Here is a 25,126-nt window from a genome sequence, read left to right on the forward strand (position 1 = left end):
CGATCACGAGTTGGACTCCTGTGCGAGCCCGTGGAGGTCGTGGACGGTGTGTTCGTTCGGTCCGAGCGTCCGCTCGAGGGTGCTGGCTCCGTCCGCGTCGCGGCGGCGTTCGGCCAGTTCGATCGCTTCGGCCCGACGCTGGCGGCTCGTGCGGACGAACTCTCGTTCCGCTTCGGTGCCATCGCCGTCCCGAGCGTAGTAGTCTACGATCAGCTGACAGCGGCCGGCGTCGACCGGGTCGATAATACACGTCGCGTACCCGTCGTCGCCGTCCACCTCGATCGTGACGTTCGGCCAGCAGTAGTGAATCTGCGCTCTCCCATCGTCGTCGGTCGAACTGAGCGACCAGCAGTGGTCGTCGGTCTCGAGGTCGGTCTCCGCGGACTCGACGCCCGGAAGCCGATCCTGACGGTCGACCGCGTCCAGGAGGCTGCCGGCGACCGTCTTCCAGTTGCACTCGACCTCCTCGACGACCCGACGCTCGTGGTCGGCCGCCTCGAGGGACAGCGACTCGAGCCGATCCGCCATCGGACCGACCTGCTCGGACAGCGCCGGCGGGTCGTCGCTCAGGTTCACGAACAGCAGCGGGCCGACGCTGTCAATGTGAACGTCGTTCAGGCCGTTGGTCTCGCAGTCGAACTCCTGGACGTCCTCGTTCTCGAGGTCGGGGTTCAGGCTCGCGTCCTCGAAGCTCTTCGGTGTGCTCCGGAGCTCGCCGTCGAGGTCGTACGTCCAGAGATGGTACGGACACTGGATCCGGTTCCCACCGCCGGGATCGGTCATCGGCGTATCCTCGACCATCTTGGAGCCGCGATGGGCACAGACGTTGTCGAACGCCTTGCTCTCGCCGTCGTGACCGCGGACGACGATCAGCTGCCGGTCGCCGACGGTTCGGGTGAAGAACTGTCCCGGTTCGGCGATGCTGTTGGCGTGGCCGGCGTAGATCCAGTCTCTGCCGAAGACCGTCTCCTTCTCCGTCTCGAAGGGATCGGGGTCGGCGAGCTGATTGGCCGACGAGGTGCTCGACTCGTCCGTAACGTTCTCACTCACCGCGGCGGCTTGTGAGTCGTCCCACTGTGTCATATGGCACCACCAACACAGGATATACTGAAAGTCGTTCACCCGTGCTATTGAACACCAATATATACCCCCATGAAGGTGACGCCTCGAACCGACCCGGTTCTCAAAGGAGTCGAAACCGGCTCGTAGCGCACGAGCCGAGAGAGAACGGTGATGTGAGGACGGGAGAGAAGAACTCGGTCGACGGTTGCGGACCGGTGTCGATCGGCGAGCGACGCTACGGGACGGCCGACTGCCGATCGCCGGAGTGGGCATCCCCGGCGCGTCGCTCGGATCGGTGCTGGTCGCTGCCGCGGATCCGCTCGGCGATCTCCTCCCGAGACGGCCCCTCCTCCGGCGTTCTCGAGGCGTAGACGCGTCTGACCACGAGATCGATCAGATCGAGTTCCTCGAGCAGCTCCCGGGTCCGGTCGCGCTCGAGGTCGAGCGCTCGAGAGACGTCGTACAGCGTCATCGCCGACTCGACCGCGTCGATCAGTCCCTCGACCTCGACGTCGTCCGGAAGACCGATCCCGTCCGCGACGAGGGGCCGCTCTGGGATGTCCTCGACCGGGTCCGCGGTCCCGTCGGGACGAGCAGGAGCCGGCTCCGCGTCGCTCGCGGTAGCGTCCGATCCCTCGGCAGCGGACTGGTCGTCCGGCTCGTCGACCGGTTCCGTTCGCTCTTCGGTCTCCTCGGCGTCGGCCACGTCGTAGGAGACGGGGTCGTGGACGCCGGCGTCGATCATGTACCGACGGACGGTCTCGGCTGCGACGTCCATCTCGAGGACGTCGGCCATCGCCGCGAACGTCTCGAACGACTCGTACAGACACTGCAGGTACTCGGCGTCGTCGTACGGCGGTAGCTCCTCGTTGCGCGCGTCCTCGAGGGCCCGTGAGAGTTCGGAGTCGATCGCGGACTCGGCTTCGGCTTCGCTCCCGAGTCGAGCGCCCGTCGATACCGGGCCGACTCCCTCCTCGTCGAGGGGGTCACCCGTCTCGAGCGAGCCGTCGGTTTCGGTCGGTTCCGTCCCGGCGTCCGATTCGGCCGCTGAACCCGCCGGCGGCTCGGCTCGAGCCGACGTCGCCTCCTCCTCGAAGCCGATCGCGAACGTCACGACGACGTCGCCGTCGGCGGTCACGCGGGCGTCGTCCCTCGTCACGACGACGCCGTCCGGCGCGTACTCCGCTATCGCGGGCAGCGCCGAGCGGGAGAACTCGAGGGAGAGCCCCCCGTCGTCGTCCAGGCGTGCCGTTTCGGGCGTCGTGCTGGTGTCCGATTCGGCCGCCGTCCCGTTACACAGCGGGGCGACGACGTCGACCGAGACGCTCGGAGCGGTCGCGTCCGCCCGCCCCGAGATCGTCGCGTCGACCTGCCGGATCACGCCGCCGTCCGCCTCGTACCGGTCTACTATTTGCGAGAGTGTATCAACCGAGTCACCGATCCTCATGATATGCTTACGATTGGACTCGGGTCGGGGTAATACTGAGTGGGGAATACTCCGTCCCTTCATATAGCTCGAGGCTGAGTTCCGGGAAGCGGACGTGAGGACCGAGAATCCGCGAGCGAGCGAACTGGATCCGACGGGCCGTTCGGTCGGGCCCTCGGTCGTCTTCGACGGAACGACGACGGCCGACGACGGCATCGCGCGGTCGTCGGGACTGCCGGGTCGTCCGAAACACTATCTCTCAGTTTTCGTATCGTTCGTTGGACGATCCGGGACGGCGACAGCTATATTTGACCCCCACCAGCATATCGAGGTGAGTAATGAATACACACGACAGTCTGCCGGCCGAGGCCGACACCGTCGTCGTCGGGGCCGGAATCGTCGGCTGCAGCACGGCCTACCACCTGACCGAGTTCGGGCGTGAGGACGTCGTCGTCGTCGACCAGGGGCCACTCCCGACCACGGGCGGCTCCTCGAGCCACGCGCCGGGGATCATGTTCCAGACCGCCGAGGACAAGGTGTTGACCAAGTTCGCGAACTACAGCCGCAAGCTCTACTCGCAACTCGAGGACGAGGACGGGAACCAGCTCTACAGCGAGACGGGCGGGATCGAAGTCGCCCGGAGCGACGAGCGGATGGACTTCCTCCAGCGCCGGGTCGAGTACGGCACCGCGTGGGGCGTTCCGGACCCCCAGCTCCTCTCGCCCGAGGAGGTCGAGGAGAAGCTGCCGCTGGTCGACAGCGACGTCATCCAGGGCGGCTACTACTCGCCGACCGACGGCCAGGTGTCGGGTGTCAAGGCCTGCGCCGCGCTGGCGAGGGCGTCGATGGATCGGGGCGCGAGGTTCGTCCCCCACACCCGGACCGAGGACGTCGCGGTCGAGGACGGCGAGGTGCAGGCCGTCGTCACCGAACACGGCGAGATCGAGTGTAACGAGGTCGTGATCGCGACGAACATCTGGGCGCGCCAGCTTGGCGAACAGCTCGGAGTCCACCTGCCCGTGACGCCGGTCGAACACCAGTACACGATCACCGAGTCCCTCGAGGAGCTGTCGGACGACCAGGACGTCACCCAGGACCCGGTCTACGAGAACTACCGCGAAGTCTCCGGCGAGAAGGCAGACCGCCTGCTCGCGAACCCCGACCGACCGATCCTCCGGGACCAGGACAACGCCCTGTACTTCCGGACCCACGGCGACGCCTACGGGATCGGCTCGTACAACCACGAACCGCTCGTCCCCGACCCACAGGAGCTCGGCGGTAACGAGGAGGGCGGCGAGCAGGGCTCGATCCACGAGTTCTCCGACTACCACCTGAACAACGCGACCCACCCCGATCGGCCGGACAAGGCACCCCGCCAGGCCAGCGACGAGCTGTTGCCCGCGACCGCGGGGAAAGAACTCGAGCACAAGTACAACGGGATGTTCGCGGAGTCGCCCAACGGCCTCCCCGTGATGGGGCCCGTCCAGGAGTACGACGGGCTCTGGACCGCCGCGGCTATCTGGGTCACCCACGCCGGCGGCGCGGGGCGAGCGCTGGCCGAGTGGATGGAGACCGGCGCGCCGAAGCTCTCCGACGGACGGATCGACCTCTCGCACTGTAACGTCAACCGGTTCCAGCCCCACGAGGGCAGCTGGGACTTCGCCCGCGACATCGGCGGCGAGGAGTACCGGATCGTCTACAACATCGTCCACCCCAAGTGGACCTGGACGGACTACCAGCGCGACATCCGCCGCAGCTCGGTCTACCACAAACTGCAGGAGCTCGACGCCGAGCTGTGGGCCGAGGCCGGCTGGGAGGAGGCCCAGTGGTTCGATTCGAACGCCGACTTGCTTGCACGCTACGGCGAGGACGTTCCCGAGCGGGACGGCTGGGAGGCGAAGTACTGGTCGCCGATCGAGGGCGCCGAGTCCCTGCACGTCCGCAACGAGGTCGGCATCCACGATATGACCTCGTTCAACAAGATGGAGGTCAGCGGGCAGGGCGCCGGCGAGTTCGTCCAGTACCTCTGTACCAACGACATGGACATCGACGTCGGGCAGGTGCGCTACACCCTCATGTGCAACGAGGAGGGTGGCGTGCGGGCCGACATCACCGTCACCCGGACCGACGACGATCGCTACCTCGTGCTCACCACGGGCCGGGAGGTCGGGCAGAACCACGTCGCCTGGGTCAAGAAACACGCCCCCGAGGACGTCACGGTCCGGGAGGTCACCTCCGAACTCACCTCGTTCGTCCTCACGGGGCCGAACGCCCGCGACGTGCTGAGCGAGGTAACCCGAGCCGATCTCTCGGACGACGCCTTCCCGTACTTCACCTCCCAGGAGATGTTCGTCAAGAACGTCCCGGTGCGGGCGCTGCGAGTCTCCTACGCCGGGGAACTCGGCTGGGAGCTGTACACGCCAAGCGAGTACGGCGGACGGCTCTGGGAGCACCTCTGGGAGGCCGGCCAGGACCACGACCTCCGGCCGTACGGCAACGGCGCGCTCGACTCCCTGCGCATCGAGAAGGGGTTCCGGCTGTGGGGGGAGGACCTCCACACCGAGCACAACCCCTACGAGGCGGGGCTCAGCTTCGCCGTCGACCTCGAGACGGAGTTCATCGGGAAGGAGGCCGTCGTCGAGGCCGCCGAGGGCGAGCGGATCGATCACAAGGTAGCCTGTCTGACCCTCGATGACGAGGACGCGGTCGTCTTCAAGAACCGGCCCGTCCTCGACGGCGACGAATCGTTGGGGTACGTTCACAGCGCCGAGTACGGCTACACGGTCGGCGCCTGCGTCGCCTACGCCTACCTCCCGCCGGAGTACGCCGAGCCCGGCACTGAAGTCGAGATTCTCCACGAGGGCGAACGCTACGCGGCGACGGTTCAGGACGGACCGCTGCTGTAGTTCGACCTCGAGCGGTTTTTCGACTCGCTATCGACGCGTAGTGACGTCTCCTGGCTCTCGAGTGGTCAGTTCGACACGGTACGAGGTCCGAAACGGCCCGGAACCGCACTCCTTCGGACCGATGCTATGGGAGTGGAGGCGTGGAAGAACGACACGCCTCCCTTCGTATGGCAGCGACACCCCTCAACAGGTGTCACCTCGACGTTGACATCCGATCTCAAAGTAGGTGCAGGTGGAATACTGGTGGTGTTTATGCCGCGCGAGAGTTCGGGAATCGCGGTCAAGAAGCCGTCTCGGCGATGAAACGCCGAACATTGCCCTCGGGATCGTGATCGCGGCCGCCGGCTACCCCCAACTGATCGACGGCTCGATGATCGGCGACAAGCGGTCGTGATCGACGTCGGCGTCAACCGCGTCGATGCAGATACGAAGAAGGGGTACGGACTCGTCGGGGACGTCGAGTTCGAGAGCGCGAAGGCGAGAGCAGACGCCATACCCCCCGTTCCCGGCGGCGTCGGCCCAGTGACGATTGCCATGCACCTCTACAACACGGTGAAGGCCGCGAGTATCTAGATGGACGTTCCGGTTTCGCTGCCGTAGTCACGGTCGTCGAACGGCGTCCTCGAGCGACTAACCTTGGGACGCAATACGTGTCTGGATGATGACTGTTTGTGGACTGTCGATCAACACTGTCCCTTCGTCGCCGGAGTGGGCCCGCAGTACCCGGATTGAAGACCGCGTCCGCCCTCTCACCGATGCACTTATGATACCCACTGTACCACGGTGTGGTATATGAGCACAGACAGCCCGCCCTCGAGTGCCGGGACGGTGATCATCGGTGCCGGGGCGGTCGGGTGCAGCGTGGCTTATCACCTGACCGAACTCGGTGCCGACGACGTCGTCGTCCTCGACAAGGGACCGCTGCCGGTGACCGGCGGCTCCTCGACCCACGCGCCGGGGATCATGTTCCAGACCTCGCCGTCGAAGCTCCAGACGAAGACGGCCCACTACACGACTCGACTGCTGAAGGAAGCCGGCGTCTACAACGAGACCGGCGGAATCGAGCTCGCTCGCTCGGAGGAACGGATGGATTTCCTCCAGCGCCGGGTCGAGTGGGCGAAATCGTACGGGCTCCCCGAGCCGGAGCTGCTCGAGCCCGCGGAAGTCACCGACTACCTGCCGCTGGTCGACGAGGAGGAGATCCTCGGCGGCTACTACTCGCCGACCGACGGCCAGGTCGCCGGCACCGACGCGCTCCAGTGGTACCTCGAGACGACGCCGGCGTCGTTCCACGGCCACACCGAGGTGACCGATATCGAGGTCGACGGCGGGGAGGTGCAGGCGGTCGTCACCGACCGCGGGCGCATCGAGTGTGACCGCTGCGTGCTGGCAACGAACAACTGGGCCTACCAGACCGGACAGCTCGCTGGCGTCGACCTGCCGATCGCCCCGGTCGAACACCAGTACGTCGTCACCGAACCGCTCGAGGAGCTGCGAGGCAACGAACGGGCCGACGACGCCGTCACCGGGCTCGAGATCCCGGGCGATCGAAAGATCACCGAGTCGATGGCCCAGCCGCCGGACCGCCCGGTCGGCCGGGATCAAGACAACTCGTTATACTTCCGAACCCACGGCGAGGGGTACGGGCTCGGCTCGTACAACCACGAGCAGCTCGTGGTCGACCCCGACGAGATGGGGTCGAACTCCGAGGAGAGCCAGGCCTCCGTCCACAGCTTCACGGAGAAACACTGGAGGAAGGCGACTCACCCGGATCGGGAGAAGTCGCCGAAGCAGGCGTTCGACGAGCTGCTTCCTGCGACCGAAGGCAGAGAGTTCGACGCTACCGAGAACGGAATCTTCGTCTACACGCCGGACGGGATGCCCGTACTGGGCGAGACCGCGGCGGTCGACGGGCTCTGGACCGGGCTCGCGATCTGGTGGACCCACTCGGGCGGCTACGGCAAGATCCTCGCGGAGTGGATGGAAACGGGCGTCCCCCGACTCCCCTCCGGCCCCGTCGACACGAGCGGAATCCACGTCGAGCGGTTCGAGCCTCACGCAGGAAACAAGCAGTACTTCATGGACCGTGGCGGGATGCGCTACCAGCAGGTCTACAGCATCGTCGAGCCCCGCTGGCAGCCCGCCGACCGCCGCGGGCTCCGGACGAGTCCGTTCTACCACCGTCAGCAGGAACTGGGTGCGGAGTTCTACCAGAGCGGCGGCTGGGAGACCCCGCAGTGGTACGAATCCAACGCCGACCTCCTCTCGACGTACGAGGACCGCATCCCCGACCAGGACGGCTGGCAGGGGGTCAACCGCTCCCCGATCGAGGGCGCCGAACATCTCCACACCCGCGAGAAGGTGTCGATGTTCGATATGACGACGTTCAGTTCGATCGTGGTCGAGGGCAGCGACGCCGGCGCGTTCCTCCAGCGGGTCTGTAGCAACGATATGGACCTCTCGATCGGCCAGGTTCGCTACACCACGATGTTGAACGAAGGCGGGACCGTCCTCGCGGACCTCACCGTCGCTCGCCTCGACGACGAGGAGTACGTGGTGACCACCGGTGGGGGGAACTCGCCGGGGATCCACGGCTCCTGGCTCGAGCGCCACGCCCCCGAGTCGGTGTCGGTCACGGTCGAGGAGTCCGCGAGGAGTACGATCGGCCTCTGGGGGCCGAACGCGCGACTGCTCCTCCAGCGGGCGACCGACGCGGATCTCTCGAACGACGAGTTCTCCTACTTCAGCGGAAAGCGGATCTACGTCGGCGACGTCCCCGTCATCGCCCTGCGGCTCTCCTACGTCGGCGAACTCGGCTGGGAGCTGTGGGCGCCGACGGAGTACGCGGGGAAGCTGTGGGACACCCTCTGGGAAGCCGGCCAGGATCTGGGCGTCCGACCGATGGGCGCCGGGGCCGTCGAGTCGATGCGCCTCGAGAAGGGGTTCCGGCTGTGGGGGACGGACGTCGATACCGACGTCAACCCCTACGAGGCCGGGCTCCCGTTCGCGGTCGATCTCGACACCGACTTCATCGGGAAGGAGGCGCTCGTCGAGGCCAAAGACGAGGGGATCGACAACCGGGTCGCCTGCCTCACCCTCGACGACTCGAGCGACGTGATGCTGAGCGGCCGTCCGGTCTCGAAAGACGGCGCCACTCTCGGGTACGTCCAGGCCGGCGACTACGGCTACAGCATCGGCGAGTCGATCGCGTACACCTACCTGCCGAGCGAGTACGCCGAGACGGGCACGTCGGTCCGAATCGAGTGCGAGGGGCAGAGCTACGACGCGACGGTTCGGGACGAGCCGCTGTTCGACCCCGGCCGCGATAAAATAATCCGATAGGCCGTCGAGAGCAGACCATGAACGAATCACGAAAACGCGAACCCGAAATCCAGTACGAGGACATCGAGCGAGCACGCGAGCGACTGACCGACGAGACGGTCGTCAAGCGCACGCCGATCGAGCGCTCCACGTCCCTCGAGGAGCTGGTCGACGCGGAGGTCTACCTGAAGATGGAACACCTCCAGTGGACCGGCTCGTTCAAGACCCGCGGGGCGTACAACCGGATCAGCCAGGCCGTCGCCGACGGCGCCGACGAGTTCGTCGCCGCAAGCGCCGGCAACCACGCCCAGGGCGTCGCGCTGGCTGCGACCAGGTGTGGCGCCGACTCGACGATCGTTATGCCGAGACATGCCCCCCAGGCGAAGATCGACGCCACCCGGAGCTACGGCGCGACGGTCGAACTCGTCGGCCAGGACTTCCAGGAGGCGATGGCCCACGCGAAGGAGTACGCCAGCGAGGACGACGAGGTCGAGTTCGTCCACGCCTACGACGATCCCGCGATCGTCGCGGGACAGGGAACTCTGGGAATCGAGATGTACGAGGACCTCCCCGAGGTCGACACCGTCGTCGTCCCGATCGGCGGCGGCGGGTTGATAAGCGGGATCTCCACGGCGCTCGACCACCTCTCACCCGAGACGCGAGTCGTCGGCGTCCAGGCGACAGGCGCCGAGACCGTCCACGAGAGCCTCGACAAGGGCGTCCCGGTGACGCTCGACGACGTCGATACGATCGCCGACGGGATCGCCACCGGTGGGATCTCCGAACTGACGCTGGGGCTCATCGAGGAACACGTCGACGAGGTCGTCACCGTCACCGACTCCCAGATCGCCCGCGCGATCTTGCTGTTGCTCGAGCGAGCGAAGCAGGTCGTCGAGGGCGCGGCCGCGGCGTCGGTCGCGGCGCTGCTGAGCGACGATCTGGATGTCACGGGCGAGACCGTCATGCCGCTGCTGTGTGGCGGCAATCTCGACATGACGATGCTGCAGACGGTGTTGATCCACGCGCTCACCGGCCGAGGCCAGATCCTGCGCCTGCGCGTGAAGATCGACGACATGCCGGGGAAGATGAACGAGCTCTCGGGGATCATCGCCCACCACGGAGCGAACATTCAGACCGTCCGCCACGACCGCGCGGTCGAATCGCTGAACGTCGGCGAGGCCTACCTCGTCTTCCAGATCGAGACGAGCGGGATCGAACACGCCGCCGCGATCATCGACAGCATCGAAGCGGAGGGGTACGACGTCGAAGACGTCAACCGCGAATAAGCGGAGACGCCCTCGCACCGAACACGATTTGCGAACGCTACGGGCGACGATAGCAGACGCCCGTCGAACCAACACGAACGTGAGATACTAACACGCATGATACGCCAGCGTACCGAGCGAACGGGACGACGCATCGAACGACGAACCGAGCGAGCGGGCCGAGACCCGGATCGACCCGGAGACAGAAGGGTGAGAGCGCGTGGCCGGCTCTGAGTCGACCGGGCCGCTGGCGCGATTCGCCGAGGAACTCGACGTCGCCGTCTTCACCGTCGGCTTCGTCATCGCGGCCGTGTCGGTACTGGCGTTCGTGATTCGGCCCGAGGCCGCGTCGAGCCTGATGGCCGACGCGAACGACGTTCTGTGGACCGCCGCCGGCTGGTGGTACCTGGTCGCGATGTTTATCCTCGTCGCGTTCGTCGGCTTCCTCATCTTCGGGCCGTGGGGAAACATCAAACTCGGCGACGACGACGAACGGCCGGAGTTTGCCTTCCCGGCGTACTTCGCGATGCTGTACTCCGCCGGAATCGCTGCCGGAATCGTATTCTGGGGGCCCGCCGAGGCCATTTTCCACTACGACGCGGTATCGCCGTTCGTCGACGCCGAGTCCCAGTCCTCCGGCGCCGCGGTCAGCGCGATCCAGTACACCTTCTTCCACTGGGGCGTCTCCGCGTGGACCGCCTACGTCGTCATGGCGCTGCCGATCGCGTACTTCGCGTATCGGTACGACGCGCCGCTTCGGATCTCGACGGTGATCGCACCGTGGGTCGGCCTCGAGAATCTCGACAGCCCGCTCGCGAAGTCGATCGACATCCTCGCGGTGTTCGCCACGATCGGCGGCGTCGCGACGACGCTCGGGCTGGTCGGAAGCCAGTTCCTCGTCGGCATCGAGTGGACCACCGGTGCCAGCGTCGGCGACGCGGGTACCGTGGTGGTGATAACCGGCCTCACGGTCGCGTTCACGATCTCCGTCGCGCTCGGGGTTCGAAAGGGGATCCGACGGCTCTCCTACTTCAATATGGGGCTGTTCGCGCTCGTGACCGTCGCGACGTTCCTGCTCGGACCCACGACCCAGATCATGTCGATGGGGACCCAGGCGCTCGGCGCCTACATCAACCAGTTCATCACGATGAGCTTCTACACTGGATCCGGCGCCACGGGAGGTGCGGGCGTCGCGGAGTGGGTCGGCGACTGGACGATCTTCTACTGGGCCTGGTGGTTCTCCTGGACGCCGTTCGTCGGCCTCTTCATCGCGCGGATCTCACGGGGCCGAACGGTCCGGCAGGTCGCCGTTACGGGCGTGATCGCCTCGACCGGAATCACGGTTCCCTGGTTCGCAACGATGGGCGGAACGGCGATCTTCCTCCAGGGAAACGATCGGGCCGACATCCTCGCTGTCGTCAGTGAACTCGGCGAGGCGGGGTCGGGCTACCCGCTGTTCGAGGCGCTCCCGCTGGGCGGCGTGTTGACCGTCCTCTTTCTGGTGCTCGTGACGACGTTCCTGATCACGTCGGCCGACTCCTCGACGCTCGCACTCGGCATGCTGACCACCGGCGGCGTCGAGGAGCCCTCGACGATCAACCGCGTCATCTGGGGCTTTCTCATCGGGGCGCTGGCCTCCCTGCTGATGGTTACCGGTGGCGTCGACGCGCTTCAGCAGGCCGCGATCATCACCGGCGGCCCGTTCTCGATCATCGCTCTGCTCGCCGTGATCTCGATGATGTCCGCGTTCGGAGCTCGCAGACCGCTGTTCCTCCGCGAGGAGGACGACGTCTCGCTCGGCTCGACCGACCTCGAGGGAACCCGCACGGAACCCGAGACCGCGGATCCGTCCGACGACTGAGCGGGCGTCGCGCCGCTCGTCCCGTTCGCTCGGCTTCCTCCCGACCGCAAGAACTCGAACGGCGAGTACGGCGAGTGCTCTCGAGAGTCCCTTCCTGAGCGAAAAGGCCGATGCGATACCGCCAACGTGTCGTCGATCCCACCGCCGAGATGTGCTCGAGTTTGTCTTGCCATCGACGGTCTGGCTCCGAACGGTGTTTCGTCGAGAGAAAACGGGCCGTTGTGCTACTCGTAGATCGGGTATGCCGTACAGAGTTCGTCGACCTGTGAGGCCACACGATCGGTGACACCCTCGTCGTCAGGCGCGTCGAGTACGTCGACGATACAGTCGGCGACGGTCTCCATCTCCGCCTCCTCGAGCCCGCGCGTGGTGAGCGCCGGCGTGCCGACGCGGATCCCGCTCGTGACCATCGGCGATCGGGTCTCGCCGGGAACGGTGTTCTTGTTGACGATGATGCCGGCGTCGCTCAGCAGCGACTCGGCTTGCTTGCCCGTGAGGTCGGGATGGGAGTCCCGGAGGTCGACCAGCAGGAGGTGTTTGTCGGTGCCGTCGCTGACCAGCGAGAGTCCTCGCTCGACGAAGACATCGGCGAGTCGCTTCGCGTTCGCGACGACCTGTTCGGCGTACTCGTCGAACGCGTCGGTTCGAGCTTCCGCGAAGCCGACGGCCTTGCCGGCGACGTTGTGCATCAGCGGGCCGCCCTGCGCGCCGGGGAACACCGCCGAGTCGATGTCGTCGGCGAACTCCTCGTCGCACATGACGATCCCGCCCCGCCCCGCGCGGATCGTCTTGTGCGTGCTCCCGGTGACGAATTCGGCGTGTTCGACGGGCGAGGCGTGGACGCCGGCCGCGACGAGCCCGGTTACGTGAGCGATGTCCGCCAGGTGGAGCGCGTCGACGGCGTCGGCGATCTCCGCGATTCGCTCGTACTCGAACTCGCGGGGGTACGCCGAAGAACCGCTGACGATCAGCTCCGGATCGGTCTCGCGAGCCTGCCGCTCGAGGTCGTCGTAGTCGATGTAGCCGGTGTCGGGATCGACCTCGTACTGGTCGACGTCGTAGAGCTGTCCGGAGAAGTTGACGCTGTGGCCGTGGCTCAGATGGCCGCCGTGAGACAGCGACAGCGAGAGGATGCTGTCGGCGGGCTCGAGGACGGCAAAGTAGACGCTCATGTTCGCCTGGGTCCCGCTGTGGGGCTGGACGTTGACGTGGTCCGCGCCGAAGAGCGCTTTCGCCGACTCGATCGCGTCCTCCTCGACCGTGTCGACGTGCTGGCAGCCGCCGTAGTACCGGCCGCCGGGGTAGCCCTCGGCGTACTTGTTCGTCAGCGCGCTGCCCTGGGCCTCGAGGACGGCCTCCGAGACGTGGTTTTCCGAGGCGATCATGCCGAGCGTCGACTCCTGTCGATCGCGTTCGCGGTCGATGGCCGTCGCTACGCTCGGTGAGATGCTGTCGAGTGGCTGGTCGAACGCCATACTACGAGTAGCGAGAACCCGGAGTAAGTATCTTGCGAGCGTGAGTGTTCAAACACAATACGTAAGATGAATGATCGTGCGTGGTACGACCGAGGACGAAAGTGGACGACTCTCGGGCGAGGTCGACGGACGTAGGTCGCGGAGCGAAAGAACGAAATCGACGTCAGTCGTCGGCAACGGCCGTCCCCTCGCGGTCGTCGGCGACGAGCGACTCGCGCTCGTCGACCGGGGCCTCGGGGTTGGCCCGATCCAGCGCTGCGGGTGCGCCGAGCTGAGTCGCATCCCGGTCCGGTTTCTCGACCATGGCCCGGCCGTCACCGATGACGAGTTCGTCCTCGAGGTGGAGCTCGATCGCCTCGAGCAGGGCCTCGGCCTCGAGGGGCTGGCCGCGCGCCTTGAGGTCGGCCTCGGCCGCGTCGGCGGGAACGTTGAACGCGCGCTGGGTGATGATCGGTCCCTGATCGAGATCTGTGGTCACGTAGTGGGCGGTGACGCCGGCGACCCGGACCCCCTTCTCCAGGGCCTGGCGGTAGGCCGCAGCGCCGGGGAACGCCGGCAGGAGGCTCGGGTGGACGTTGATAATGCGATCCTCGTACCGGAAGACGACCTCCGGGGAGAGGATCTGGATGTACCTGGCCAGCGCGACGAGGTCGGTGTCGTACTCCGCGAGCAGCTCCAGGAGCTCGTCCTCGTCGGGCGAGCCGCTCTCGTCGCCGACGTCGTGGAACGGGACGTCGTACTCCGCGGCGAGGGGACGCAGATCATCGTGGTTTCCGATGACGACGCCGATATCCGCATCGAGTTCGCCCTCGTCCCAGGCCTCGAGTAACGCCTCCAGACAGTGGCTCTCCTTCGTGACCAGGACGGCGATCGACTGGTCGTCGCAACTCGAGGGGAAGCGTACCCGAACGTCGGCGTCGAACTCGTCGCCGAGTGCCTGCAGCTCCGATCGCAGGACCGACTGCGAGACGGTCATTCCATCGGTGTCGACCCGGGCGTTCACCCGGAAGGTGCCGTCGCGGACGGCCTGATCTAGCTCGAGCAGTTCGACGTTACGATCGTAAAGCGCGGTGGTCAGCTCCGCGAGTACTCCCGACTCGTCCGTCCCGATAAGGGTGATCTCGGTGCTCTCGCGGGTCATCGCTGCCGATTCCCTCCGTCGTCGGCGTTTACTCGCTGCTGGCGCTGCTGGCGCTGCAGTCGCTCCTCGCCTCGAGGGGCCTGCCTGTAGTGTGACATCTACTGACGTAGTTCCGGTTCGCCGATAATGAACGTTGGCTCTCCTGAAATCACCGAGAGAGGATGTGCTTCGGAACGCTCGTCGTTTTCGGTATCTGATAGCTTGTGAACCGACGGAGGTCACCGAACAGGACCGACACGGGTTTGGTATCGACCGCAGTCGCCTCCTTCACTCTCGAGAACAGTACTGAACCCGACGCTAAACTTCTGGATGTTTATTAAACTGGATAGAGCCAGGAGGCCAAGTGACCTATTCTGCAGGGAAGATACCACAATAGTAGTTAAGTTTTACAACACCTGAGGTCGGCCACGAGGAACGATCGGCTCCGAGCCAACCGCGTTCGCACACCGAACGCTGTGGATCCGCCAGCGGGCTCGAGGCGGACCCAGCCACCCAGTACGCATATAGTCGCCGTCGTCGAACGCTGTCCATGGATACGGACCGGTTACTCGAACTCGTTCCCCACTACGTTGCGATGCTACTGCTGGTGTTTCTCGTGCTCGGTATCGTGCGAACGCTCGTCGGCGACGTTGGCTTCTGGGTCGATCTCGCGATCATCTTCGTCCTCGTCTTTCTGTATCGGCCCGCCGTTCAAGCCCTCGGTATTGCTCCCAGCGCGTGGGAGGAGTGAGACAGCTCGAGGGGACGGAAATTCGTCTGCGCCCGTCCTCCGGTTTCCGGGCGACACGGACAAAACGGTGAAGCCTCGGGGTCGTTCGAGAGAGCTTCGCTCTCCCGTGACTGAGCGGAGCGAAGCTAAGCGGGAACGAAGTTCCCGCGAGGCCAGCGGAACGTACGTCCCGCCAGACTCCGCGAGGTCCGCGAGACCTCCGGTCTCGCTTGATGACGAGAATCTACGATTCCCGAACCACTTGGCCCCCGAGGTACTCCACCTGCCGAGACGGTACCGGATACGAAACGGACGTCGGAAGCGACTGTCCCCTAACGTGCCGCTCGGATCGCGCCGGTCGCAGCATCGTTATCGACCGACATCCGTCGTGTGTACTCGTTCTCGGATTCGATAGACGGTAATCGTATCGAGCACCGGATGAAGTACCACGCTAAGAAACGAGCCGACGGCAGCGGCCAGTCAGGGAGCGTAGAAGCGGACGGACGAGAGTCCGGTACCGTGGAAGAACCGCCGACAGAGATCTCCGTCTCGAGACGGTTCGATACGGCCGCCGCGATCAGCGCACCCGAAACCGCCACTGCGAAGCCGCAATCACCTCGAGCCGGGGTACCTTGGGATTGATCCACGAGGATCGGCGCAGAACTTCGGAGGATGGATTTTGACAAATCACCAAAATAGTGATGTTTCTATATTCGGACATACGTGATTGGTAGGGAATGAAACCGATTAACACCAGTTCTGAATCAAAGACAATCAGAATGTGATGTAGGTGAGTGAATGGAAGTGGAGGAAACTTATTAGTGATAGAGTTATAACTATTACATATGAGTCAGAACAAATCTGACGGTGGGAAATTCGTTGCTTCAATTCACCGCTCAATACTTGGTGCGCTACTTGCAATAGCCGGAATTGTAGGTCTCGCTGGGGTAATGGAAGCGGTTACCGGAGGGCATCTGTTGTTTGGTGTTGTTGGAATCGTAGTTGCTGGAATCGCAGTCTATTGGATATATTACCTGTTTATGGAAGGTTTGCAAGAACGGTAAGACAGATTGCTATCTACAGATGCGAACTGGACAATATTTATCAATTCTCAAACTGACACTATTGTATGGGAAGTTCGGGCGAGTCAGATCGACGCATTATCTTTTTCAGCGTAGCTATGGCCATCGCTGGAGGTGCCATGCTAGTGAGGATTCTACAGGGTGATGGTGATGTTTGGGCAACAATCAGTGTGATTGGGGCATTTGTAGTGGTGGCAATAGGGGTATATCAGTTTGCGTATTAATATCTATGAGATTGAACAGTACGTCCTTGTTTCCTACATAACAGATTTCGCTTTGCTAATCATGGAAACCGACACTGCCGACGCTGATCAGTACCTTATCACAGCTTCTTGTATGTAAGATCTTTTGAAGACACATATTCACGAATCAGTTCACCAAGTTCCCAAGTGCGATGTACGTCTGCTAAATTATGCTGAAGTATCGGAAGGAATTCTTCGCGTTTGTAGTGCTCAACAGCACTCCCAGAGTCCTCGAACGGATCATACGGCTCGCCCTGATACCAAATGTGATCCACACTTTCGGAAGTAGTCTCTATCGGAACCTGATCAACTTCATTGAACAAGATTTCATGCGATCCGACGAGCGTATTTACATCTGAGCCATTACCGTAGGCGGTGTGTTGCGTGTTGAGACGTTTTTTGACTGGTTCAAACACATCTGCGAATTGGAGGTTGTTGAATACCCAGTTGAGATCGTTCTTGATACATCGAGTGCGTAGAAATGGAAGGTCAAAGCCACCAGACCATGAGTCCGCATTGTACGCAATGATCCGATTGTAGTCTCTATCGAACTTCTCAAAGATGATTTTCTGTAATGCTTTCAGAAGATGCCGTTCATTTTCTACTACGGTCACTGAAATGGGAACGCCTCCGCTTACACTTTCAAGTCGTTGTTCGCTTTCCTGAGACGACAGTGTACTTCCATCAGTATTGATTACGAGTTCTGCTCGTCCTGTCGGGAACCAAAACCCGGAGACCGTGATCTGGTCTGACCACCCGAACCCTGTTGTTTCGATGTCCCATGCGACGTGTGTCCGATCTATTTCTTGAATCATCACAACTGTATCATCAGGAAGAGATAACAAAACAGACGGGGCGAAATTTCCGGAAGATCAAGCATGTACCTACAGTATCTCATCACCAATATTCAGTGCAAAGCTGAAATCTGTCGAAAAGGAGATGGGTTAAAGATCTATTTGAAATGTTCTTTAATTTGATCGTAGTATCCCAAAACCGTCAAACACCCCAGTATAATACTCCCCGTGCTAACTAGTGTTCCTACGATTGGTCTTCGAAGTCTCCGTGATCCCATGGGTTCCAATGACAAAGGGTTACCGTGGACGAAGATAAGATACAACAGGAGTACCACCCCTATGAGAATCATATAGACACCATAGGTTTTGTCCCCTTCCAAACTAACCATATTTAATATATGAATTCAACATTTAAAAGTATGAGGTTTTAAACAGGACTGTTGCTCTATGTGATATATTCGTATGTTTTCTTCTTCAGCAATTATCTATGTCCGACAGCAAGGACACACATTTTCAGTTATCACTGGTTAGGAAGAGGTATTATACGTTCGTCCTCGGTTTTCGCCGTTAGCAACAACAAGGTTGTAGTGCTGCATCTTCTTCAGATAGTACCGCATCATTCGTCTTGTCTTCGGCTCATCAGCCCGATCCCGATAGGATTCATACAGTCGACCAGCCGAAATCTCTCCCTCCTCGGTCAGAATATCATAGAGTATCCGTTGATCCTCTGTAAGTTTCTCTACGTTTTTCTGCTTGATTTCCGTTTTCGCTTCCGGTACTGCTTCATCAATATACTCGTCCGAAATAGCCCGCTCATTGTCTTGTGAAGCCAGTCGTGCAGCTCTCCGAAGCACTCCTATTGCAACGCGAGAATCGCCTTTAGACGCGACAGCAATGCGCTCTAACTGATCACGAGTGACTGTATCTGGTTCCAACCCCCAGTGCACTCTGTCTTCAAGTATGGATACGATCTCACCGCTCCGGTACGGTTTGTAATGGATGCGTGTTATTGTCTGTAAACGGCTTTTGAGACGGGTATCCAACCGAGAGAACAGATCTGCCTCTTGATTCGCTATGAGAACCATTTCGATGTTTGGTGTGCGGTATATGTTGTAGAGTACGTCGGTGGTTTCGAGTTGATCTGCTTCGTCAAGAACGACTATGTAGGGTGGGCCGTCGTAGTTGTGTAGTCGGTCACGGAGTTTGTCGGTGGGTGTGGATTGGCGGTGGATGTCGAGTGTTTGGTCAATGCCTTCGAGGATGCGGTAGAGGGTTTGGAACTGGGTGTGGTCTTTCCAGCAGTTGACGTATTGTGTGTTGAGGTCGATTACGTTTTCGTGGAGTTGGTTGAGGATGTATTGTGTAGTGCAGGTTTTTCCGACGCCTGGGGGTCCATGTAGGAGGGTGGTTTCTCCTGGTTCGCCGTTAGTGAGTGGTTTGAGGGCGGCGGAGAGTGTGGTGAGTTCGTTATCGCGGTGAACGAGGTCTTTGGGTACGAATTCGGTTTGGAGGACTCGTGCGTCTGTTATCATAACGCATACTTCAACAGCATCCTAAATAAGTGGAAGTGGTGAATTTCCGCTTTTCCGATTCAGTTATTAGTACTCCGTAGTCCGGTTTCTTCATTGAGAAAGTTATCTGAAACTCGCTTTACGTAGAGAGAATCCGTAGAACGATACGATAGGGATCAGATTAATCCGAGCCCATTGACGATAATGAACAGAGAAATAACAATCCCGAGTATCCCTGCTATACGGCCCAGTTGAGCTTTAGTCAGGTTCATATTTATACTGTCGTTCGGCAGACATATAAATCTACTCGGTTTGGAGCCGTTCAGTGCGCACTCTATACGTAACGTGCGACCAATTTGGATTCACATTCCAGACGATATACTACCAACTACTACCAGCAGTCATTCATCCTTGTCTACTCTTCCTTGTTCTTCCTTTGCAGGGTCCGTAGTGGTGTACAGCGTAGGTGCAATCGGAATAAATTCATCATCCGCATATTCTTTGTCCATTTCTTCATAACCATCTACAATAGTGTCTAACACATTGTCACGCGCATCATCGAATCCTTTACGCGCATCTCTTAATTCGTAATGATAGTGAACTAAGCCAATATGCTCCATATTCATCAATAAATACCTTCCCCTGTTCGTCAAAATATACGCATGTGATTTTCCCTTCTCTCCATCAACTACTTCAGTGTCAACTAGTGACAAATATTCTGCCCGTTTCAACCTTTTAGTTAATGTTCCTTGACTAATGTCGAGTGCATCATCTAATTCGTTGAAACGAGACCCATTATATCCCATCTCACACACCATTCGTATTGACCCTTTTTTCCACAGAAACCCTCTAACATCTCCTGACATTAATCTCTGATTCATATTGCAACATATTAAATTCTACAGTACACTCTAATTTAGCGCACGCTCTCACCTTTTTGATTAAATACACCCATCAACTACCCCGATTACCGGAAATCGGAAACTCCGCACTTAAATCTTAGTTTAAAACCAGAGGACATCTACCATGAAACCATCAAACCACGATTCTCATCTTAACGACCTAATCGAGCAGACAGAAGAGCGCTGCCAAGTCCGCGACCATATTTCGAAAGTAATTGCTGATCTCGAATTTTCAGACGAAATGTTCACAGACCAGCATAATGGATCTGCTTTCTACGATTTTGAGGGAATGGTACGCATATTCCTTTACAAAGAAGTTCGCGGCCTCAGCCAACGAGAAACTGCACGACACTTGGAGCAATGGCCACACATACTGATGAAATTCGGGCTGGACCGTTCTCCAAGACAAGCAACACTGTCACACACGCGCAAAAAACGTTTTTCACGCACGGACTGGCTATTCCTGCGTGATGCTGCATCTCAAATCCAGAAAATCGCGGAAGAACACGGTCTGATTCATGCTCCAAACGACTCTCCACCAATTTCACCGGACGAAATTCAGGACGGTGGGCTAACTGAGAAAGAAATTCGACGGGCCACGCAACTCGCCCGGAAACACGTATTCAAACCGTTCAGCACAGGACGTGCTGAGAACGCAAAATACGACGATAACATTTTCTGGGAGATGCAGGCCTACTTGTCGATGGTTAGATGTGGGACTGCACAAGGCGGTCGGCGCTTTGCTCGGATGAGCAAACGAAGCGAGACACCACATGGCGACACACACGAAAGAACAATAAAGAAAATTGGTGCTCCTAATCCCCAAACCAGTCTCAAAGAATGGAGTGATGGATCAGACACGGTGAATTGGAAACGGATTCGGAAACAGTTACTTGATCCGTTCGATGACGCTATTGAACATCTCTTAGAGGAATCCACACTCAAAAACGATATTCGGGAACCAGTTAACGTCGCCATTGACATTACACCATGGCAGTTCTATCCCTCTCCATGGAAGGACAGAGACCGGGATCTTCCGAAGGAAGACTATCCAGAAATGGTTGCAGGGTTGAAGGAGAGAGGTGTTCGTGGATATGAGTTTGCGACGTTAACTGTAGTAGGAGCAAACACCCCGATTATTCTTGCTGTTGAACCAGTTAAACGTCACTCTGCATGGGAAAATGATGGCGTTGGATCAACACCAGTAGCGGATGTAGTAGAGCGGCTTCTGAATAAGGCGCAGCAGTATGTTGAGATCAACAAGGTGATGGCAGATCGGGAGTTTGACACCCATCTTGTTCGAGATACAATTCATTGGAAAGGAATGACCTACTTGATTCCGAAGCGGTTCAGTGCCTCGAAGGATTCCGAGAACGCTGAAAAAGTCGAGCAACATCCTTACGCAGATGTGGCAGTCGAACAAGATGTTCCGCTTTCAGTTGATGGCAGAACACATGAAGTGAATTTCATGTATGTCCCGTCAAAATCGGGTGAGGGTTCTGCACTGTTCACAACAAATGCAGATGTAACTCCGGATCGGGCACAAGGTTTGGTGGCTCAGTACCGGGACCGATGGATGATTGAGAACGAGTACAAGTCGATCAAAGCGGATTTCCTGCCGGTCACCTGCTCGAAAGACTACCGCATGCGGATGTTCTATTTTATTGCGGCTACTCTGATGTACAATCTGTGGCGGTTAACGAATCTTGTTCTTCGGGACTTGGTGGATGCGGATCTTGGTGAGTCTCCACCAATAACAGCCGGAGAATTTGTGGAGTTGATGGCAGTTTTTGTTGAGCCGCAGAAAGAATACGGGTAACTGATTGTTGTTATCGCGTTCATTTTTTGAGTAGTTGCATCGCTCGTTAGCACTTCTTATTTTCGTCAACAACCAACTGTATTTTATATTAGTAAATAATTTTAAATTCGTATCTTCTCTGACCTGATTTCTCAGATAAACAGAATTGGTTGGCGGACTGGTTTTCGTTTGTCAACCGGGTAAACTCCGAAGTTGTGATCGGCGTTTCGCCGCCGTTTTTGTATCGCGATATGCCGTTTACCACTCGATTTCTCGGAAGCTTAGTCCATCGATCCAGTGTCGATGATCCGATCGAGGAGTTCGTCCTCCGAGAGCTCCTCCGCTTCGTAGGCTTCGAGCCACTCGGATTCGATGTAGAAGTCGGCGAGGCTCGTGCCACCGTGCTCGACGTCCCACTCGACGGTCGAGACGGTGCCGGTAAACTCGTCGACGTCGTCGATAGCCCCGACGAACGCCCGACCGGCGTCCTCGAGGTCGTCCTCGAGGGCCTCCTGGTCGAGGGAGTGTGCCTCCATCCGAACGGTAACCGTCTCGTCGTCACGGGTCACCTCCTTGAGCGAAATCTCGTCACTGTCGATGGTAAACGAGTCGTCCTCGAAACCGGGAATCCGGTCCTCGACTGGGTCGTCGTTTTCGTCCTCGTCGTCTTCATCGTCTTCGCCGTCCTCCTCGGAAAGTTCGTCGGTCGGTGTGTCGTCGGCGTCGTCGGAATCGTCCTCGAGTGTGTCGTCCATCTCGTCGGCGTCGTTCGGTTCGTCCGACTCCTCTCCGTCCGCGCTTCCACACCCTGCTATCGTCGTCGTGAGTGCGGCGCCGGCTCCGAGAAGGATTTTCCGTCGGTTCATGGTGTCCCCTTCGTTCGAGAACGTGGTTAGTAATAGTCACATAACCGAGAAACGGGACGTTGTGGATGCCGAAACTGTCCGTGACCTACCGGCTCAGGTCGCGTTCGTTGTGGCAAACTTCGATGGGAGAGCGATAGCCGTCGGTTAGTTATCCGTTCCGCTGTCCGCGACCGGATCCCAAAAATTCTGGATCGCTTGCCGTCCCGTCAGCCGGCGACGATCGACCGTTAGATCTGTCATAAACCGTCTGATAGGTAGCAACGAACTACTATTAGTCGAATATCCTGAACTAGTCGTATACTAACCTTACACCGTCTCACAAGCTTTAATACGGCGTCTGAGGGAGAGAATATGTTGAATGTTACTACGCTGGGGATATCGCGGTGCCGCAGCCACAGGGACGCTGCTGCTCGCACTCGCGGCGGGGTTCGTCGCGGGTATCCTCACCGGTGTGCCGACGACGCTCGGGGAGAGCCTTCTCGCCGCGGCACTCGTCGGTGGGGTCGTCAGCGTCGCGTTGACCCCGCTGTACGTCTCCCGACCACGCTCGGTAACGACGGTGCTTTCGGAGAGTTGGCGACAGATCGGTATCGCCTGCCTCGTTCTTATCTCCCTCGCGGTCACTGGCGTCCCTATCGCCCCCGCAGTTTCGACGACGCTCGTCTCTGGTACCATCCTCGCACTCGCGCTTCCTGCCTGGTACGCACACTGTCGTCGTCGTGACCGCCCCGAACGCGTCCTGATCGTCGGCGACGAGCCCACGCTGATCAAATCCTCGGTCCTCTCGCTTCCCGTTTCGCCCCTCGGCTTCCTATCACCGGTACTGACCGAGCAGTCGATCGAGATGTCGTATCCCGGTAGCTCGGTACCGGACCGACATTCCGACGACGAACAGGTTCTTAGAACCGACGGCGGCCTCCGGACGGATGCCCAGCTCAACCGACTCGAGCTGATCGCCGGAACCAAGCGCCTCGGCGGGCTCTCGCGACTCGAGCGAGTCGTCCGGGAGCGCGACGTCGACACCGTCGTGCTCGCGTTCGCTCACGGCGACCGCGAGGAGTGTTTCGGCGTCCTGCGGACGTGCCGGGAACAGGGCGTCGACGCGCTCGTCCATGACTCGCTCGCCGACCGTGTTCTCGAGGACGAACCCGTCGGCGACGCGTTGGTGCGCGTCGACCTCCAGCCGTGGCCGTGGTACGGACGGCTAACGAAGCGAGCGTTCGATCTGACCTTCGCAACGGTGGGACTGCTCGTACTGGCGCCGATAATTCTGCTCGTCGCGGTGGCGGTCAAACTCGACTCTCCCGGTCCCGTCCTCTACAACCAGGTCCGAACGTCGACGCTGGGGCGGACGTTTACCCTCTCGAAGTTCCGGAGTATGGTCACCGACGCCGAAAGCGACGGTGCCGAGCTGAGCGACGAGGACGCCGGCGGCGTCGATCCCCGCGTCACCGGGGTCGGTCGAGTCCTCCGGAAGACTCACCTCGACGAGATCCCACAGCTGTTTTCAATTCTCAGCGGCGAGATGAGCGTCGTCGGTCCGCGACCCGAGCGCCCCGAGATCGACCGGGAGATCGAAGCCGACGGCATCGACTGGTCGAGGCGCTGGTTCGTCAAACCGGGGCTCACCGGTATCGCACAGATCAACGATGTGACGGGGTTCGAACCCGCGAAGAAACTCGAGTACGACCTCGAGTACGTACGACGACGGTCGCTGTGGCTGGACCTCAGGCTCGTCGCCGTCCAGATCTGGTCGGTCACGGTGGACGTCGTCGACCTGTTGTCTGAACGCTTAACTAAGGACGGCGACGAAGAGTCGAGTAGCAGCTGATGTCAGGTCAACGACCGGAGCCGCCGACGGGAGAGACGATTCTGGTAACAGGTGGAGCGGGGTTTATTGGTAGTCATCTCGTCGACGCGCTCGCCGACGAGAACGACGTTCGCGTGCTCGATAGCCTCTCGAGTGGTCGCCGTGACCGCGTTCCGGAGGGCGTGACCCTCGTCGAGGGCGACCTTCGGGACGAGGACGCCGTCGCGCGAGCGACGGACGGGATCGATCTCGTCTTCCACGAGGCAGCCCTCGTCAGCGTCGAGCGGTCGGTCGACGATCCCGTGGAGAGCCACGCGGTCAACGTCGACGGGACGCTGACGCTGCTCGAGCGGGCCCGCGCCGAGGACGCCCGGGTCGTACTGGCCTCGAGCGCGGCGATCTACGGCCACCCCGAGTACACGCCGATCGACGAGGACCACCCGGCAGAACCGAGTTCGCCGTACGGGTTGGAGAAGGCGACCGTCGACGAGTACGCCCGGCTCTACCACGAGCTGTACGGTCTGCCGACGGTGTCGCTTCGGTACTTCAACGTTTACGGCCCGAGACAGGTCGGCGGCGACTACAGCGCCGTTATCAGCATCTTTCTCGAGCAGGCCCGGGCCGACGAACCCATTACGATCGACGGCGACGGCGCCCAGACGCGGGACTTCGTCCACATCTCGGACGTCGTGCAGGCGAACCTGCTCGCGGCGACGACCGACGCCGTCGGCGAGTCGTTCAACGTCGGTACCGGGTCGTCGGTGACGATCCGGGAACTCGCCGAGACGATCCGCGAGGTCGTCGGCTCGGACTCGGAGATCGTTCACGGGGAGCCCCGACCCGGCGACATCGAACACAGTCAGGCAGCGATTTCGAAGATCCGAACCGAACTCGGCTACGAACCGACGGTAGGCCTCGAGGAGGGGCTCTCGCGGCTCGTGGAGAACGACTGAGT

At 60.5% G+C, this 25,126-nt stretch carries 17 protein-coding genes and 1 pseudogene; 10 read left to right on the plus strand and 8 right to left on the minus strand.

What is annotated here, in order from left to right; genetic code table 11:
• Positions 1 to 3: 3 nt before the first annotated feature.
• Complete coding sequence (locus C491_RS17535; RefSeq protein WP_049892261.1) at positions 4 to 1,083, minus strand: aromatic ring-hydroxylating oxygenase subunit alpha; 1,080 nt, start codon at positions 1,081 to 1,083, stop codon at positions 4 to 6.
• A gap of 214 nt (positions 1,084 to 1,297) precedes the next feature.
• Positions 1,298 to 2,509 (minus strand): hypothetical protein, encoded by a 1,212-nt coding sequence (locus C491_RS17540; protein ID WP_005558782.1) that lies wholly within the window; start codon positions 2,507 to 2,509, stop codon positions 1,298 to 1,300.
• A 317-nt stretch (positions 2,510 to 2,826) separates the two neighbouring features.
• Here C491_RS17540 and C491_RS17545 point away from each other — a divergent pair, with 317 nt between their 5' ends.
• The 5 genes and pseudogenes from C491_RS17545 to C491_RS17565 all read left to right on the plus strand — a co-directional run bounded on the left by C491_RS17545 (position 2,827) and on the right by C491_RS17565 (position 11,841).
• Entirely contained in the window at positions 2,827 to 5,394 is a 2,568-nt protein-coding gene (locus C491_RS17545; RefSeq protein WP_005558784.1) for a GcvT family protein, read from the plus strand.
• 325 nt (positions 5,395 to 5,719) lie between these two features.
• Positions 5,720 to 5,967, plus strand: a pseudogene (locus C491_RS17550) (bifunctional 5,10-methylene-tetrahydrofolate dehydrogenase/5,10-methylene-tetrahydrofolate cyclohydrolase); the annotation flags it as partial.
• A 219-nt stretch (positions 5,968 to 6,186) separates the two neighbouring features.
• Positions 6,187 to 8,736 carry a GcvT family protein gene (locus C491_RS17555; protein ID WP_049892263.1) on the plus strand — a complete coding sequence of 850 codons (2,550 nt, stop codon included), beginning with the start codon at positions 6,187 to 6,189 and terminating at the stop codon, positions 8,734 to 8,736.
• A 17-nt stretch (positions 8,737 to 8,753) separates the two neighbouring features.
• Positions 8,754 to 10,001, plus strand: coding sequence for a threonine ammonia-lyase (gene ilvA / locus C491_RS17560; RefSeq protein WP_005558793.1), 1,248 nt, complete (start codon positions 8,754 to 8,756; stop codon positions 9,999 to 10,001).
• 199 nt (positions 10,002 to 10,200) lie between these two features.
• Entirely contained in the window at positions 10,201 to 11,841 is a 1,641-nt protein-coding gene (locus C491_RS17565; RefSeq protein WP_005558795.1) for a BCCT family transporter, read from the plus strand.
• A gap of 224 nt (positions 11,842 to 12,065) precedes the next feature.
• On the opposite strand, the gene C491_RS17570 is transcribed toward C491_RS17565, so the two are convergent.
• Both C491_RS17570 and C491_RS17575 read right to left on the minus strand, forming a co-directional pair.
• Positions 12,066 to 13,316, minus strand: coding sequence for a serine hydroxymethyltransferase (locus C491_RS17570; RefSeq protein WP_005558798.1), 1,251 nt, complete (start codon positions 13,314 to 13,316; stop codon positions 12,066 to 12,068).
• A 163-nt stretch (positions 13,317 to 13,479) separates the two neighbouring features.
• The gene (locus C491_RS17575) at positions 13,480 to 14,457 is read right to left on the minus strand and encodes a formyltetrahydrofolate deformylase (RefSeq protein ID WP_005558801.1); all 978 of its coding nucleotides are present in this window, start codon (positions 14,455 to 14,457) and stop codon (positions 13,480 to 13,482) included.
• A 529-nt stretch (positions 14,458 to 14,986) separates the two neighbouring features.
• Between C491_RS17575 and C491_RS17580 the strand changes: the two genes are divergently transcribed.
• Positions 14,987 to 15,187 (plus strand): hypothetical protein, encoded by a 201-nt coding sequence (locus C491_RS17580; RefSeq protein WP_005558802.1) that lies wholly within the window; start codon positions 14,987 to 14,989, stop codon positions 15,185 to 15,187.
• An 824-nt stretch (positions 15,188 to 16,011) separates the two neighbouring features.
• A complete protein-coding gene (locus C491_RS22755; protein WP_152421386.1) occupies positions 16,012 to 16,230 on the plus strand; it encodes a hypothetical protein in 219 nt (72 codons plus the stop codon).
• Between the two features lie 340 nt (positions 16,231 to 16,570).
• Here C491_RS22755 and C491_RS22760 read toward each other — a convergent pair whose 3' ends face one another.
• The 3 genes from C491_RS22760 to C491_RS22150 all read right to left on the minus strand — a co-directional run bounded on the left by C491_RS22760 (position 16,571) and on the right by C491_RS22150 (position 19,661).
• Complete coding sequence (locus tag C491_RS22760) at positions 16,571 to 17,305, minus strand: 3'-5' exonuclease family protein (protein ID WP_005558804.1); 735 nt, start codon at positions 17,303 to 17,305, stop codon at positions 16,571 to 16,573.
• Positions 17,306 to 17,811: 506 nt separating this feature from the next.
• Positions 17,812 to 18,816, minus strand: coding sequence for a Cdc6/Cdc18 family protein (locus C491_RS17590; protein ID WP_005558806.1), 1,005 nt, complete (start codon positions 18,814 to 18,816; stop codon positions 17,812 to 17,814).
• 380 nt (positions 18,817 to 19,196) lie between these two features.
• Positions 19,197 to 19,661 (minus strand): winged helix-turn-helix transcriptional regulator, encoded by a 465-nt coding sequence (locus C491_RS22150; protein WP_160167169.1) that lies wholly within the window; start codon positions 19,659 to 19,661, stop codon positions 19,197 to 19,199.
• 160 nt (positions 19,662 to 19,821) lie between these two features.
• Between C491_RS22150 and C491_RS22155 the strand changes: the two genes are divergently transcribed.
• Complete coding sequence (locus tag C491_RS22155; protein WP_083909389.1) at positions 19,822 to 21,516, plus strand: transposase; 1,695 nt, start codon at positions 19,822 to 19,824, stop codon at positions 21,514 to 21,516.
• 260 nt (positions 21,517 to 21,776) lie between these two features.
• On the opposite strand, the gene C491_RS17605 is transcribed toward C491_RS22155, so the two are convergent.
• A complete protein-coding gene (locus C491_RS17605; RefSeq protein ID WP_005558811.1) occupies positions 21,777 to 22,361 on the minus strand; it encodes a hypothetical protein in 585 nt (194 codons plus the stop codon).
• Positions 22,362 to 22,719: 358 nt separating this feature from the next.
• Between C491_RS17605 and C491_RS17610 the strand changes: the two genes are divergently transcribed.
• On the plus strand, positions 22,720 to 24,192 hold the full coding sequence (locus tag C491_RS17610; protein WP_049892267.1) for a sugar transferase: 1,473 nt from the start codon (positions 22,720 to 22,722) through the stop codon (positions 24,190 to 24,192).
• Positions 24,192 to 25,124 carry an SDR family oxidoreductase gene (locus tag C491_RS17615; RefSeq protein WP_005558817.1) on the plus strand — a complete coding sequence of 311 codons (933 nt, stop codon included), beginning with the start codon at positions 24,192 to 24,194 and terminating at the stop codon, positions 25,122 to 25,124. Before C491_RS17610 ends, C491_RS17615 begins: the two co-directional genes overlap by 1 nt.
• Positions 25,125 to 25,126 lie beyond the last annotated feature (2 nt).

The organism is Natronococcus amylolyticus DSM 10524 (assembly GCF_000337675.1).
Lineage (GTDB): Archaea > Halobacteriota > Halobacteria > Halobacteriales > Natrialbaceae > Natronococcus > Natronococcus amylolyticus.

Bases quoted from the DNA above. Each gene is read 5' to 3' on its own strand.
- C491_RS17535 (WP_049892261.1), bottom strand. From the start codon at position 1,083: ATGACACAGTGGGACGACTCACAAGCCGCCGCGGTGAGTGAGAACGTT.
- C491_RS17540 (WP_005558782.1), bottom strand. From the start codon at position 2,509: ATGAGGATCGGTGACTCGGTTGATACACTCTCGCAAATAGTAGACCGG.
- C491_RS17545 (WP_005558784.1), top strand. From the start codon at position 2,827: ATGAATACACACGACAGTCTGCCGGCCGAGGCCGACACCGTCGTCGTC.
- C491_RS17555 (WP_049892263.1), top strand. From the start codon at position 6,187: ATGAGCACAGACAGCCCGCCCTCGAGTGCCGGGACGGTGATCATCGGT.
- ilvA (WP_005558793.1), top strand. From the start codon at position 8,754: ATGAACGAATCACGAAAACGCGAACCCGAAATCCAGTACGAGGACATC.
- C491_RS17570 (WP_005558798.1), bottom strand. From the start codon at position 13,316: ATGGCGTTCGACCAGCCACTCGACAGCATCTCACCGAGCGTAGCGACG.
- C491_RS17575 (WP_005558801.1), bottom strand. From the start codon at position 14,457: ATGACCCGCGAGAGCACCGAGATCACCCTTATCGGGACGGACGAGTCG.
- C491_RS17580 (WP_005558802.1), top strand. From the start codon at position 14,987: ATGGATACGGACCGGTTACTCGAACTCGTTCCCCACTACGTTGCGATG.
- C491_RS22755 (WP_152421386.1), top strand. From the start codon at position 16,012: ATGAGTCAGAACAAATCTGACGGTGGGAAATTCGTTGCTTCAATTCAC.
- C491_RS22760 (WP_005558804.1), bottom strand. From the start codon at position 17,305: ATGATTCAAGAAATAGATCGGACACACGTCGCATGGGACATCGAAACA.
- C491_RS17590 (WP_005558806.1), bottom strand. From the start codon at position 18,816: ATGATAACAGACGCACGAGTCCTCCAAACCGAATTCGTACCCAAAGAC.
- C491_RS22150 (WP_160167169.1), bottom strand. From the start codon at position 19,661: ATGTCAGGAGATGTTAGAGGGTTTCTGTGGAAAAAAGGGTCAATACGA.
- C491_RS22155 (WP_083909389.1), top strand. From the start codon at position 19,822: ATGAAACCATCAAACCACGATTCTCATCTTAACGACCTAATCGAGCAG.
- C491_RS17605 (WP_005558811.1), bottom strand. From the start codon at position 22,361: ATGAACCGACGGAAAATCCTTCTCGGAGCCGGCGCCGCACTCACGACG.
- C491_RS17610 (WP_049892267.1), top strand. From the start codon at position 22,720: ATGTTACTACGCTGGGGATATCGCGGTGCCGCAGCCACAGGGACGCTG.
- C491_RS17615 (WP_005558817.1), top strand. From the start codon at position 24,192: ATGTCAGGTCAACGACCGGAGCCGCCGACGGGAGAGACGATTCTGGTA.